The 13,402-nt window shown below is 37.5% G+C and carries 14 protein-coding genes; 11 read left to right on the top strand and 3 right to left on the bottom strand.

What is annotated here, in order from left to right:
- Positions 1-169: 169 nt before the first annotated feature.
- The 3 genes from MKX96_RS04915 to MKX96_RS04925 all read left to right on the top strand — a co-directional run bounded on the left by MKX96_RS04915 (position 170) and on the right by MKX96_RS04925 (position 3,595).
- Complete coding sequence (locus tag MKX96_RS04915) at positions 170-1,627, top strand: M1 family aminopeptidase (RefSeq protein ID WP_340882423.1); 1,458 nt, start codon at positions 170-172, stop codon at positions 1,625-1,627.
- 79 nt (positions 1,628-1,706) lie between these two features.
- Complete coding sequence (locus MKX96_RS04920) at positions 1,707-2,045, top strand: hypothetical protein (protein WP_340882426.1); 339 nt, start codon at positions 1,707-1,709, stop codon at positions 2,043-2,045.
- 293 nt (positions 2,046-2,338) lie between these two features.
- Positions 2,339-3,595: an MFS transporter gene (locus MKX96_RS04925; protein WP_340882427.1), complete on the top strand. Its 1,257-nt coding sequence runs from the start codon at positions 2,339-2,341 to the stop codon at positions 3,593-3,595.
- Between the two features lie 43 nt (positions 3,596-3,638).
- Here the strand turns inward: MKX96_RS04925 and MKX96_RS04930 are convergent, their stop codons facing one another.
- Positions 3,639-4,388, bottom strand: a complete 750-nt coding sequence (locus MKX96_RS04930; RefSeq protein ID WP_340882428.1) for a class I SAM-dependent methyltransferase — start codon at positions 4,386-4,388, stop codon at positions 3,639-3,641.
- A gap of 341 nt (positions 4,389-4,729) precedes the next feature.
- On the opposite strand from MKX96_RS04930, the gene MKX96_RS04935 reads away from it, so the two are divergent.
- Entirely contained in the window at positions 4,730-6,148 is a 1,419-nt protein-coding gene (locus MKX96_RS04935; RefSeq protein ID WP_340882430.1) for a YfcC family protein, read from the top strand.
- A gap of 28 nt (positions 6,149-6,176) precedes the next feature.
- Complete coding sequence (locus MKX96_RS04940) at positions 6,177-7,349, top strand: M20 metallopeptidase family protein (RefSeq protein WP_298473885.1); 1,173 nt, start codon at positions 6,177-6,179, stop codon at positions 7,347-7,349.
- A 138-nt stretch (positions 7,350-7,487) separates the two neighbouring features.
- On the opposite strand, the gene MKX96_RS04945 is transcribed toward MKX96_RS04940, so the two are convergent.
- Both MKX96_RS04945 and MKX96_RS04950 read right to left on the bottom strand, forming a co-directional pair.
- On the bottom strand, positions 7,488-8,042 hold the full coding sequence (locus MKX96_RS04945) for a lysozyme inhibitor LprI family protein (protein ID WP_340882433.1): 555 nt from the start codon (positions 8,040-8,042) through the stop codon (positions 7,488-7,490).
- A gap of 24 nt (positions 8,043-8,066) precedes the next feature.
- On the bottom strand, positions 8,067-8,270 hold the full coding sequence (locus MKX96_RS04950; protein ID WP_340882435.1) for a YheE family protein: 204 nt from the start codon (positions 8,268-8,270) through the stop codon (positions 8,067-8,069).
- 72 nt (positions 8,271-8,342) lie between these two features.
- Between MKX96_RS04950 and MKX96_RS04955 the strand changes: the two genes are divergently transcribed.
- From MKX96_RS04955 to MKX96_RS04980, 6 genes are all read left to right on the top strand, one after another.
- The gene (locus tag MKX96_RS04955) at positions 8,343-8,732 is read left to right on the top strand and encodes a ferritin-like domain-containing protein (protein ID WP_169360625.1); all 390 of its coding nucleotides are present in this window, start codon (positions 8,343-8,345) and stop codon (positions 8,730-8,732) included.
- A 65-nt stretch (positions 8,733-8,797) separates the two neighbouring features.
- Complete coding sequence (locus tag MKX96_RS04960) at positions 8,798-9,940, top strand: DUF445 domain-containing protein (protein ID WP_340882436.1); 1,143 nt, start codon at positions 8,798-8,800, stop codon at positions 9,938-9,940.
- Positions 9,941-9,981: 41 nt separating this feature from the next.
- Positions 9,982-10,326: a YlbF family regulator gene (locus tag MKX96_RS04965; protein ID WP_340882438.1), complete on the top strand. Its 345-nt coding sequence runs from the start codon at positions 9,982-9,984 to the stop codon at positions 10,324-10,326.
- A 119-nt stretch (positions 10,327-10,445) separates the two neighbouring features.
- Positions 10,446-11,225 carry an enoyl-CoA hydratase gene (locus MKX96_RS04970; protein ID WP_340882439.1) on the top strand — a complete coding sequence of 260 codons (780 nt, stop codon included), beginning with the start codon at positions 10,446-10,448 and terminating at the stop codon, positions 11,223-11,225.
- Between the two features lie 573 nt (positions 11,226-11,798).
- Positions 11,799-12,353 carry a sigma-70 family RNA polymerase sigma factor gene (locus MKX96_RS04975; protein WP_340882441.1) on the top strand — a complete coding sequence of 185 codons (555 nt, stop codon included), beginning with the start codon at positions 11,799-11,801 and terminating at the stop codon, positions 12,351-12,353.
- On the top strand, positions 12,340-13,356 hold the full coding sequence (locus MKX96_RS04980) for an anti-sigma factor (protein WP_340882443.1): 1,017 nt from the start codon (positions 12,340-12,342) through the stop codon (positions 13,354-13,356). The genes MKX96_RS04975 and MKX96_RS04980 overlap by 14 nt, the downstream gene beginning before the upstream one ends.
- Positions 13,357-13,402 lie beyond the last annotated feature (46 nt).

Consider the following 13,402-nt stretch of genomic DNA (forward strand, 5'->3'; position numbering starts at 1 on the left):
CATAAGGGGATTTTCCCTTTTCTAGAGATAAAAGATAGATAATTTTCTTGAAAAACGAGTTGGTGTGTGCATTTTTCTCCACACATCTGTTAACAGACTCAACTAATTTACAAAATAAAGGAAGGATATTTTTGGAATAGGTAGAATTTAGAGGAAAGGAGATGAGATAGTGAAAATAAAAGTATTCATTGCTATTTTTACGGCTGCAATCCTTTTAGGGGTTGGAAGTTATTTTATATTAGAGAAAGAATCTAAAATAGATATAGTAGAACCAGAAGTTAAAGCAGAAGAAAAACCACCTGCTAAAAAAGTAAAAGAGGTATCTGTTTCAGAACTTCCAGGTTCTAGTGGGAATTACAAAATAGACATCCGCCAGGCGGAGGATTTACGTTTCCACATATCTGCGGAGATTGAAGTTACGAATGAATCTAAAAGTGTATGGGAGGATATCGGTTTTTATTTTATCCCGAATGTTACGACGCTAGAGAACAAATACTATATGCTTTCTTCTATAGGAGAAGCAGAGATTACTTCTATTAGAAGCAAAGATGGCGAAGAATTATCATATAAATTGAATGATACCATGCTATATGTTACTCCAAAATCTGATGTTCAACCAGGTGAAAAAACAATATTAACAGTAGAATATTTATTAAAGCCGCCATTTAAAGGGCAACGACTGTCGAGAATAGGCAACAATATCTATTTAGCATTATGGTATCCAATGCTAGGTAGGTATACAAACAAATGGGATCTACATCCTTATTACCATATGGGTGAATTCTATGATACAGGGTATGGAGACTATGAGATTACTTATGAGTTAGCTAGAGAATACTTGGTTGCCAGCTCAGGAGAAGATGGTGAACCCAAGCCTACCATTAGTGGAAAGACACAAGGAGCAAATATTAAAGATTTTTATATAGCATTTTTAGATCCAGAAGAATGGATCAGTGAGACACTGCAAGCAAATGATACAACGATCAGATATTTTTTTCCTTATGATTTTCCAGACACTTTACATCAAATGATAATGGACGCTCAAAAAGCGTTTTTATTTATGGAAAAAAATATTGGGGATAATCCGACTAAAGAGTTAGATGTTGTTGCAAATAATTCAGGAATGGAGTACCCAAATATTGTAGAAGTATGGGTTGAACCAGGGAGACATGAAAGAGTATTAATTCATGAAATTGCTCATCAATGGTTTTATTTCATGGTTTCCAGTGACCCTTATGAAGAATCTTGGTTAGATGAGAGTTTAACGGCACTATTGGAGGGAACATACCGTACATTAAGATATGATTCCAGTGAATTGGGCGAACAATTAGGATTTAATGAAATAAATATTTTTGCTGAAAGAAAAACTCTGTCGGAAATTGCTAATCTTCCAGTTACGGAGTTTGGTACGGACCATGGTCCGTTACTATATGGGAAAATTCCTGCAATTTTACGAGATTTCTTTAAAGAGCGAGGCGGGCACGAAGAAACAATTAAATTTTTATCCGCTTATTTTAATGAATTTAAATATCAATATGTGGATACTGAGACCTTTGTAGAATTCTTCAATGAGTACCATCAAGAAGATCATACTGAGTTTTTCAAAGAGTGGCTTCTTTTAGAATAATTTATTTCATATTTTTTTATTGAACTATAGCAGCAGGTTAGTTCAATAAGCTGGAAAGTTAACAATAGGCGGTGAAATAATGAAAAGAAGATTACTATATTGTGTTTGTATTATTTTCTTGGGTGCTTGTAACCATTACAGTGAACCCTTAATAGAGGGGAAAATGGTTAAACTCACAATTGAATGTATGAATGGTATGACGATTGAGGTTGAGGAACAAAAAACCATCAATAAAGTACTTAAGGAAATCAACCAATCAAGAAGAGAAGGCACACAAGAGATGGAGTTCTCAATTGAACATCGAGGTACACTGGAAAACAGTGATGGAGAGACAGAATCTTTCCATTTTTTTAGCGGTGGGACAGCCTTAGTGTCTGGATATTATGTTCACTCAAATATTGATGATTTTTGCGGGTAATAGTTTTGCACAGTTAGAAATTGGTTTTTTAAATACCTTTTCTTGTTCAACTAAGGGGAGCTTAAATAAAAAGGAAATCAAATTTAAATGAGCCTGGAAGAAAAATCCTAGCTCATTTTTTGTGTCTTAAAACAACCTTGAGCTTTAAACATAGCTAATGTTAAAAAACAAGAAAGAGTTCTTTTGTAAATTCTTTCTTCTATAAAAAATTCGAAAAATTTAATTTAAGCGATTGTAATTTTCTGACGGAAATCGTATATTTAGTGTAACGAAGTAAATGGAAGAGGTTGTATATGATTCCTTGGTTTGTAGAGTGGAAAAAGAAAGTAGTTTCCTTTAATCGTAATATTCGTATGTTTATGCTGGCCAATGTTCTTATTCAAATAGGCATGGGTGTTTTTTCTGTAATGTACAATTTATACATTAAGGAGCTTGGATTTCCGGAAACGTTAAACGGTAAAATAATCGCGATGACCTCCCTGGCTTCTGCAATCATGTTAGTGCCTGCCGGGTTTCTTAGTGACCGTTTTGGAAGAAAGAAAATTATTATGATAGGGGCAGTTGTCGCAGCAGGTACATTATTTTATAGAAGTTTGATGGTTAGCGAGCAGTCTTTAGTGTATGCTGCTTTTTTTACGGGCCTCTTTATGGCGCTTGTTCAAGTATCAGGGATACCTTTTTTAGCTGAGAATTCAACCGCCAGTGAACGGATGCATCTATTTAGTATTCATTTTTCACTTATGACTCTAGCCGGGGTAGTAGGGAGCCTAGGGGGTGGGGTCTTAGCTGATTTACTGCATGCATTAGGTGGTCTATCTGTAGAGGATGCCATCAAATATGTGTTAATAATTGGAGCTACGATATTTACTCTAGGTCTCCTGCCGCTTACTAAGTTAAATCCGGTAGGGACTAGAGCTACATCAAAGGATAATCAAGATGACCAAAGAACACCTGAGCCAAGCAGCTTCAGAAAAAATGTGAAGATTATCATTTTATTTGGCTTTGCAAATTTATTAATAGGTACTGGCTCTGGGCTAGTAATTCCTTATTTGAACTTATATTTTTCTAATAGATTTGATGCTTCAAATTCATATGTAGGACTTATTTTATCACTTGGATCGGCTATGACAGCGGTGGCGATGTTATTAGGGCCTGCTTTAGTTAAGCGAGTAGGAAAGGTGAGGGCGCTCGTTATTTTTCAGCTGTTATCTATCCCGTTCCTTTTTATAACTGGCTATACGAACTCTCTTGTAATTGCATCCGTTGCCTTCCTAATGCGCCAGGCGCTGATGAATGCGGGTAATCCAATTCAAAGTGCCATAGCTATGGAATTAGTTCAGGATAAATATAAAGGGCTTGCGAATTCGGTCAATCAGATGGTATTCAATGTTGGATGGGCAAGTACCGGAACTATATCTACAGGTCTTGTGATGACCTTTGGATTCTATTGGGGCTATGCGTATACATTTACGATTACGGGAGTATTGTACTTGATTGCCTCTACGTATTTCTTTTTGGTCTTTGGTAGGAAAAAGCTAGACAGTGTGTAGCATAAAAGCAACCTTTGTGATTAAACAAAGGTTGCTTTAAATATCATTTCTTTTTTACTTTTATTCGATAAGATAAGCAGTTTTCTAAGCTAGCAACCTGCTGATAGGTCCATGTATCGTAGTCCATTGCCCCTCCAGGGAAGTAGCCTACTATTTGTAAGCCTGCTTGATGACACAACTCATCTATTTGTGCGGGTGCATAACATGCTAGTATTTGTGTGAACTTTTCTTCTGCGTCCTCTACACTCCACCATGTGTCAGTCATAGATGGAGTCTCCTTGATATACCCGTATTGCCGTCGAACTGTTGGATCACTTGTGGGCTGGATTTCTATTCCATTTACATTCTTCCAATATAAAGGCTGATAAATATCTATTAAAGCAATTCCATCGATATTCAACCAGTCATATATACGTTTGAGTATGTGGACTTGGTCTTGATCAGATCCAACACCAAAGCCATCTATATAGAGCACAATATCAAATTTCTTTTTCAACCTTACAGTATAAAAATCAGCACAGATTGCTTCTACGCTAGGGTGTGCGTTTTGAAGCGCATACTTGACTATTTTGTCAGCTAACTCAATCGTAGTAACATTTTTGCCTAACGCTGCAATTGCATTTGCTAATTTCCCATAGCCTGCTCCTAATTCTAAAACTGCTTTAAACGGTTTCCCAGCTTGTTCCTGAATAGCTTCTGCTTCCTGTTGATAAAATAAAGAATCATTGTAGTTATTATCATATATAAAATCAAATTGTTTTTCATAAAATTTCTTATGCCAATTGGATTGCATCTTTTCCTCCTGTAATTTTATTTTTACAGGTTGTACTTAAAATTTCGAATACCCATGAAGAAGAGCACCTCCTACTAATCTCAATTTTATCATAATTAGAATATTCGAAAAACAATTTTATGAAATTGTTTTGCTAAAAGATATATAAATATAATATTTTTTCAATTCTGTATTGAATGTTAATTTTGTTTGTAGTAAAGTTTGTTAAAAGTATTAGACTATATATTCTCAATTGTCTATAACTTTAATGGTGATTAATAGAGAAGGGGGTGAAAAGGGGAAACTACGTAGGGGAATAAATGAAGGAACTCAATTTTATAATAGCAAAGGAGAAAGCTAGAATGACAACAGCCTTGAAAGAAGTATCCACAAAAAAGAAAAAGATTAGAGAAGCGCCACATCCATTCGTTATTTTATTTACCGTTGTTATAATCATGGCTGTATTAACTTATATTATTCCAGCTGGACAATATGATCGTATAGAGAATGCAGATGGTCGTACAATCGTAGTAGACGGCTCCTATCAAACTATCGATTCTAGTCCTGCGGGTTTCTTAGATATATTTAATGCTATACATAAAGGAATGGTCGAAGCTGCTCCAATTATTTTCTTTATTTTTATGGTAGCCGGTTCATTCAATCTATTTAGAGAGTCAAAGGCGATAGAAGGTGCATTTGGTTCCTTATCCACTAAGATGAAAGGAAAAGAAATGCTCATTATTCCAGTAGTAATGATGTTTTTTGGAGTGGCTGGAGCAGCAGTAGGAATGTTTGAAGAAGCACTACCTTTCATCATGATTTTAGTGCCGATTGCCATAGTTATGGGATTTGATTCAATCGTAGGGGCCGCCATGGTTATTGTTGGGGTTTCAGCTGGATTTACAGCAGCCTTTATGAATCCATTTACCATTGGAGTCGCCCAAGGAATCGCGGAGGTTCCGATTTTTTCAGGCATGGGTCCACGCATCGGCTTTTGGATTGCTTTCATGGCAATATCTATTGCATATGTAATGATTTATGCCAATAAAATAAGGAAAGACCCAACCAAAAGTATTATGTATGAGGAAGATAAAAATAGAAATATTGATATCGAAGCGATGAAACAGGACACTATCACAAAAACTCAAGGAGTTATTATTGCAATTCTAGTAGTCACAATGGTTGGAATGGCATTTGGGGTATTGAAATTTGGATGGTTTATCACGGAGATATCTGCCTTGTTTTTAATCATGGCAATCGTTATTGGGTTGGTTAATCGACTGAAATTTAATGAGATTACAAAATCCTTTGTTCGAGGCTGTGAAGAAATAGTTGTAGGGGCATTAGTAGTTGGCTTTGCCTATGGGGCATTAGTTATTTTAAACGATAGTAATACAATCGACACCATACTGTATGGAATCACTAATTTAGTTGAGAAGTTTCCTTCTAGCTTAACGGCAATCGGTATGTATGTTATGCAAACATTGCTTAATCTTATTGTTACATCAGGCAGTGGTCAGGCAGCTTTAACTATGCCTATTATGGCTCCTTTATCTGATTTGTTAGGAGTAAGCAGACAAACGGCAGTATTGGCTTATCAAATGGGAGACGGAATCACCAATATTATCGCACCAACAAGTGGGCTAATATTAGCAGCTCTTGCTATGGCTAAAATCTCTTATGGAAAATGGGTTCGTTGGTTGTGGCCATTAATTTTGATACAATTTATAATGGGAGCAGTTTTTGTGACGATTGCTCATCTATTCTTTTGGCCAGCATGATACAGTTGTGTTATTTAGGAGGATTACAATGGAAAAGTTATTTAATAGATTAGAAGAGATTTACCCCGAGTTAGTCGATTTCCGAAGAGATTTGCATATGTATCCCGAGCTTTCTCATCACGAGGTGGAGACGCCTAAAAAAATTGCTGCTTACTTAAGGAACTTAGGATTAGAGGTTCGAACGGAAGTTGGAGGGAGAGGTGTTTTAGGTTACCTAAAGGGTGGGAAACCAGGGAAAACCATCGCACTTCGAGCAGACTTTGATGCACTTCCTATTCAGGATGAGAAGGAAGTAGCATACAAATCAAAAGTTCCAGGAGTTATGCATGCATGTGGGCACGATTTACATACGTCTGCACTTTTAGGGGTGGCAAAGGTATTAAGTGAGCACAAGGACGAGGTACCAGGAACTGTAGTGTTCATCCATCAATTCGCCGAGGAGACCACTCCAGGTGGTGCCGAATATATGATTAAGGACGGTTGCTTAGATGGTGTGGACGTTATCTATGGTTCACATGTGATGTCTCTTCAGCCCTATGGGACATTTAGTGTGATAGAAGGCTATGCTTCCTCTGCACAGGATGATTTTTATATAACAATCCATGGTAAAGGGGGTCACGGGGCATCTCCTCATGAAACGATTGATGCTTTAGTGACGGGAAGTCAGGTTGTATTAAACTTACAGCAAATTGTTAGCAGAAGAGTAGATCCACTAAAGGCTGCAGTAATTACGGTTGGTTCTTTTCAAAGCGGAAGCACTACTAATGTGATACCTGACACTGCCTATATTAAAGGGACAGTCAGAACCTATGACGAGGACGTGCGCACACTAATCGAGCAGAAGCTAGAACAAGTAGTTAAAAGCACTTGCGAAGCTGCTGACGCTACGTTCGAGTTAAAATATGTGAAGGACTGTCCATCTATCTTTAACGACCCTATTGAAACAAAGCGTGTAGAGAAGGTGGCTAGTCAAGTTCTAGGGGCTGATAACATTATCCCAGGGAAACCGATGAACGGAAGCGAGGACTATGCGTATTATCAACGCGAGATTCCGGGAGCTTATTTTATCATTGGTGGAGGGAACGAGGAACTAAAAGCTACCTACCCACATCATCATCCTAAATTCGACATCGACGAACGAGCAATAAAGGATATTGGTAAAATGTTTATTGGGACTGTTTTTGAACAGCTAGAAAATTGATGGCAAGGCATAGGGAAAAGAGCTTGGAGTAACATTTCAAGCTCTTTTTCTATTTATACTAAACATTAATCTGTGTCAGTGATATTCCCACCCACATTGAGTTATACTTAACAGTTTCTCATAAACAATAATCTTAATTTATTTCATATAACTATCAACTAACTCATAGCATCTTTTCTCAGTAAGATTAGCTAGAACAGCTACATATTCTAAATGTTCCTGCGTACCACCTTTGAACTTTAGAGAAGCTTCTAATGCTTGTTCATCTCTATCTTTTAACCATTGTCGTTGATTTTCTCTTAATTGGTCCATTTCTTCTGGAGACAGTTGCTCCTTCAAAGCGCCATATATTTCATTCAACAACTCATCCCACAATACCCATCTATCATCTTCCACTTTTTTTAACGCATAAGTCGAAGAATCAGTTGCCTTCAAATTTTCTGCCTCTAATTTAGTGTTGTTTAATTTTATCAAGTACTCTTCTTTTAAGGTAGAATCTTTAGGCACTGGATTTTCTTGAGTGTCATTTGATGTACTTTTGTTTTCATCCAAGACTGATTTTTTGTCTTGAGATACTTCACTATTTTGGGACTGGTTGTCCAGCTCAGTACTAGTTTCTGGTGATTCTTCACAAGCAGCTAATAAAGCTGCTAGCACTAATGTGACTATTGGTATTATATATTTTTTATTCATAAACTAAGCGTTCACCTTTCTTGTTTAGTCGTATACATGGAAGAGCATAAGCTCATGAATCATTTTTTTGACTGTTTCTTCGTCTGGAGGAGTCTCCCCGATCCACTTAATCGTCCCATCAGGCTCGTATTCTGCTGCGTATCTTTTTTGTTTATAAAAGAAAGAAACTGACCAGCCAGGTAGCTGTTTGTTGTCATAGAGTGACTTGAAGCTGAAATGTTGTAGCATATAATCATACCTTTCATGTGAGTGAATTTGCTCGCATATACTAGTATAAATGACTAGCGAAGGAGCATCTAATTGTTTATTGAAAAGCTGGAACAAGCAATTAAAAATGAGTACGCCGATTACCATCATTATATGGATATGTATAAGCTGACGGACGACCCATACTGGCAAGAATTCATCGAGCACGTGTACGAGGATGAAAAAAGCCATTATGAAATGTTTCAACAACTCTATTATATGCTTACAGGAAGTTTTGTTCAAAACTTACAAAAAGTTCCCCCGTGTGAAGATTTAAAATCCTGTGTCAAGCAGTCAGTCAAGGATGAATTGGAAACTGCAGAAGTATATAAGGAAATGCTGCTCCAAATACCGATTCAACAAGCATATGCACCTCTTTTTTGTGCGATGCATGATGAAACCGAGCATGCCATTCGATTTTCGATGATGTACAATGCACTCTAATTGTTTTTGTGTTTCTCTCTCCTCTGCTATAATAATCTAGAAGCTAGAGGAAAAAGGTGAGAACGATGGGTTTTTTATGGACAATCATATTCATGGCAGTCGTCGGAGCAGCAATTGGAGCGGTTACAAATCACCTCGCCATTAAAATGCTATTTAGACCTCATGAAGCAAAGTATATAGGGTCATGGAGAGTGCCGTTTACTCCAGGTTTAATACCTAAGCGTCGGGATGAGCTTGCCAAACAATTAGGAATAACTGTTATCAAGCATTTATTGACCCCGGATATTTTTAAAAAGAAGTACTTTAATGATGCGATGAAGAGTAAGGCTAATGACTTTGTGGTAAAGCAGCTAAATAAAAATATATTACAATCAGATAAAACAGTACATGATTGGTTGAAGCTTGCAGGAATAGAATCTGTGCCATCTCTTGTGAATGCAAAAATAGATGAACAGGTTGATATACAGTTTAATCGTATATTAACAAAGTTAGAGAATGAAACAATTCGTCAAATTGCTCCACTAGATTGGCAAGAAAAGGCCAATAGCAAGGTTGGGGATATTGTTTCTTATATTCTTCAAAAGGGTGAGGAATTTTTCCAATCAGAAGAAGGTAAAAGCACAGTTAAGAAGCTGATTGATGATTTCCTTTCTACTAAAGGAACACTTGGTAATATGATTCAAATGTTTATGGGAGATTCCAACTCACTTGTGGGCAAGGTACAGCCTGAAATTTTAAAGTTTCTACGGGCACCTGGAACAAGAGTGATGCTCGAAAACATTGTCCAAAACGAGTGGGAAAAGCTTAAGGATCGACCATTGGCTGAGATGATGGAGGGCTTTGATTTTGATCCACTAGTAGTCAATGTGAAGGCATATTTAAGAGAGCAGCTTGCAATTGAAGATAGATTAAATTATAGTTTAAACCATTACTTCCCTGGTGCCTCTGAATGGGTCGAGACCCAAATGGTACCGAAAATAACTAATTTTGCTTTTGTTGAGGCAGAGTCTAAATTAGAGGAAGTATTGCGTAAAATGAAGCTAGAGGAAATGGTGAAAGAGCAGGTTGACTCATTCCCAGTAGCACGATTAGAGGATATCGTACTTGGAATCTCTAAAAGAGAATTCAAAATGATTACTGTTCTCGGTGGTGTATTAGGGGGACTTATAGGAATTATACAAGGTCTAATCGTATTCCTAACTAGCTAAAAAAGGCATGTTCGATGCCTAAAAAAAGGAGCATACAAAACATGATTAACATTTATGACGATATTAACAAACTAGAGGCGTCACTACGCCAAACAGATGAATTCGCAAACGTGAAAGCAGCAGTAGAATCAGTAAAATCAGATCAAGAGGCGCTTGCATTATTCCAAAGCTTCCGCAAAATTCAGCTTACCTTACAAGAAAAGCAAATGAAGGGCGAGGAAATCTCTGGGGAAGAGATTGAATACGCACAAAAAACGGCACAACTTGCACAAACAAACGAGAAAATCTTTCACATGCTACAATCTGAAATGGCACTTAGCCAAATGATTGAAGAGATCAATCGTGTGTTGCTAAAACCAGTTCAAGAATTGTATGAAGGAATTTAAGATGTATTTAAAGCTCTAGGCTTCTTGCTTAGAGCTTTTTTTATTGGCTAAAAAGAAGGATTAAAGTAATTAATGACGAATTATAAAAATGAATGACTATTCACAAAGGGGATTTTATTATGTACAAAACTTTACTATTTGAACAAGAGGGTCGTATCGCCACACTAACTTTAAACAGACCAAATTCAATGAACGCTATGGATGAAACGATGATGGAGGAATTAGCAGATATTCTTGATGAGCTAAGAGAAAATAAATCTGTTCAGGTTTTAATCATTAAAGGAGAAGGCCGTGCATTTTCAGCTGGTGGAGATATTAAAGCAATGCTCAGCGATGAAAAGCCACTCGATATAGAAACTGCCATGGACTATTTAACTCGTATCGCAACCAACTTGTATACATTACCTCAAATTACGATTGCCTCCGTACATGGAGCGGCAGCTGGCCTTGGCTTTAGCATGGTATTAGGCTGTGATATTATTATCGCTGAAGAAAATAGTAAGCTAGCCATGAACTTCATCGGAATTGGCTTGATACCTGATGGAGGGGGTCACTTCTTCTTAAAAGAAAGAGTCGGGATCCCTAAGGCAAAGCAGCTGATGTGGAGTGGACAACTGTTTAACGGCAAGGAAGCGCAAAAATTAGGACTAGTAGACGAGGTAGCACCAGACGGAGCAGGTCATGCAACAGCTGCAGCATATGCTCAAAAGCTAATCGAATCACCAGTCGCAGCCATTATCACCTCTAAGGAAATTCTACATTTATCTAAGATTAATGAACTTCAAGCCATTTTAAGAGGCGAAGCAAAAGGTCAAACAGCAATGCGTAAAACAGCGGATCATAAAGAAGGTATTCAAGCGTTCGTAGAAAAGCGAAAGCCTGCATTTAAAGGGGAGTAATTATAGTGGGAAGAGCCGAGGCAGTGTATGTGTCGGCTCTTTTTTTGTGGTTAAATAAAGATTTGTGGAGTGTAAAAGTGAATCCCACTTCAAGACATTGATAAAACCCATAAACCCCGGAAAAGCGCCCGTAAAATCATGGGAAGTGTCCCATAACCAACCGGGAAACGCCCGTAAATCAATAGAAAGCGCCCATAAACCCCGAAAGCGCCCATAAAATCATGCAAAGTGCCCCATAAGCACCAGAAAATAGCCCATAAATTAATCAAAAGCGCCCGTAAGCTTGGCTTGCGCCCATAAAACCTGAAAAAGCGCCCATAACATCATGCAAAGTGTCCCATAACCCACAGGGAAGTGCCCGTAAATCAATAGAACCCGCCCATAAACCCCGCAAGCGCCCATAACATCATGCAAAGTGTCCCATAACCAACAAGAAAAACGCCCATAAACCAACAGACACCACCACAAAGGTGGCTCCCCCTATTACTCCTCCTATATATTTTCCCGAAAATTTAATTTAGACTGTAACAATATAGAGATCCAAACGTTTTAGGTTAGAAGGGAGGCAGGGTAGTGAAGAAGCAAAGGCAAGATGATTTAGAAACAGTCTATTTGGCGTATGCGAAGCCTCTCTACTTTTATTTACTTAAACTAACCGGTTCAGATACTATCGCAGAAGAACTTGTACAGGAGACCTTTTATAGAGCAACACTCTCCCTGGATATTTATGATGGGGGTCAGGTGAAAAGCTGGCTATACAAGGTAGCTAGAAATACATATATGGATGAATGGCGAAAGCGAAAGAGGTGGAGGTGGGTTCCCCTTTATGACTATCTCTCCAATTCAGAGGAATATGTAAGCCCTTATGGGATACCGGAGGATGATTTATTAAATCAGGAGAGTTCCCATGAGATCAAGGATGTATCCCTGCTGCTCCCAGAAAATTACCGAACCATTTTGTATTTAAGAGAATTTGAGGAATTTTCCTATGAGGAGATTGCAGATACGCTAGAAATTACGTTAGACCAAGTTAAAGTAACGATACATAGGGCACGACAACGATTTAAACAATTGGCAGAGCGACTTGGTAAGGATTTTGATAGGAGTGGAAAAGATGGAATGGAATGATGATAAAGCAAAAGCAATTGTACAAAAACATAAAAAACGTTTTTCATGGAAATTATCTTTCAATGTCATTCGTGTGCTATTAGGGATTTTTCTTATATATGCCGTTTATATGATAAGCGTTTCAATTATTTATGATGCTACCAATGTAGGTAAGCGTAATGAATTTTATCAGAAGCTAGCTGTTGATTGGAGCTATCCAGGTTATACCTCCAGTATTTCAGTCGGTAGCACGAATGAAATTAACCCATTTTTAACCCAAAAGATTGAATTTCCTTTAATAAAAATAATAGGTAAAGAGGAGTTTGCGATAACAAAGGTTAGCTTAAATAAACCACTTATAGACGCTTATAGCACCACTACTGTTAATGAGTATTTTCCCTATAGTAGTCACAAGGAATTTACTTTTTCTTTACCCTATAATCCTGTAACGAATGAAAAACTAGACGAAACGGAGACGGAGGATGTTTGGAACCAATTAGAGCACATACATGAAGGAAATGTTGCTCAGCTAGCTTTTTCCATTAACGATTACTCCTCACCAGAAGAACTATTAGATTTAGTTTCTTCATATCAAGTAGATGTTCTTTGGATGCCGGTTTATATGGGGGAGTTAAACAACTTCACTGAAGGTGGCTGGAGTGGCAGTGAAAACGATATAACATTAGCAAAACCTTGGGGGTTAGCTGGATTTAAACATGTAGATGAAGACTTTAACATTACATATTCGACCACTAATTTAAACACTGAAACAGTCAAAGAAAGCCAAGAAATCATGCTTAAAAACATGTCTATAATGCTACGGGAAAATAAAAACCTTGCAGAAACGTTACTAGGAACAGACTATCTTCAACAACGATATGACTATCTTCAAAAAGAAGGATTTCAAGTATACGGAGCAGTCGTGACAGGTCCAGTGAAACAATTACTGAAGCTTAAAGAGGTAGATGGTATTCACAACGCAAAACTTGGAGAGATCAAACCATGGAATTGGATTGAACAATAAAAAAGGGACTTAGCCCGTTAATTATAGCAGTGCTAAGTCCCTTTTT

The sequence above is a fragment of the Psychrobacillus sp. FSL W7-1493 genome (assembly GCF_038004905.1).
Classification (GTDB): Bacteria; Bacillota; Bacilli; order Bacillales_A; family Planococcaceae; genus Psychrobacillus.

Excerpts from the sequence above, each read along its gene's own strand:
- MKX96_RS04920 (WP_340882426.1), top strand. The coding sequence starts at position 1,707 with ATGAAAAGAAGATTACTATATTGTGTTTGTATTATTTTCTTGGGTGCT.
- MKX96_RS04925 (WP_340882427.1), top strand. The coding sequence starts at position 2,339 with ATGATTCCTTGGTTTGTAGAGTGGAAAAAGAAAGTAGTTTCCTTTAAT.
- MKX96_RS04930 (WP_340882428.1), bottom strand. The coding sequence starts at position 4,388 with ATGCAATCCAATTGGCATAAGAAATTTTATGAAAAACAATTTGATTTT.
- MKX96_RS04935 (WP_340882430.1), top strand. The coding sequence starts at position 4,730 with ATGACAACAGCCTTGAAAGAAGTATCCACAAAAAAGAAAAAGATTAGA.
- MKX96_RS04940 (WP_298473885.1), top strand. The coding sequence starts at position 6,177 with ATGGAAAAGTTATTTAATAGATTAGAAGAGATTTACCCCGAGTTAGTC.
- MKX96_RS04945 (WP_340882433.1), bottom strand. The coding sequence starts at position 8,042 with ATGAATAAAAAATATATAATACCAATAGTCACATTAGTGCTAGCAGCT.
- MKX96_RS04950 (WP_340882435.1), bottom strand. The coding sequence starts at position 8,270 with ATGCTACAACATTTCAGCTTCAAGTCACTCTATGACAACAAACAGCTA.
- MKX96_RS04960 (WP_340882436.1), top strand. The coding sequence starts at position 8,798 with ATGGGTTTTTTATGGACAATCATATTCATGGCAGTCGTCGGAGCAGCA.
- MKX96_RS04965 (WP_340882438.1), top strand. The coding sequence starts at position 9,982 with ATGATTAACATTTATGACGATATTAACAAACTAGAGGCGTCACTACGC.
- MKX96_RS04970 (WP_340882439.1), top strand. The coding sequence starts at position 10,446 with ATGTACAAAACTTTACTATTTGAACAAGAGGGTCGTATCGCCACACTA.
- MKX96_RS04980 (WP_340882443.1), top strand. The coding sequence starts at position 12,340 with ATGGAATGGAATGATGATAAAGCAAAAGCAATTGTACAAAAACATAAA.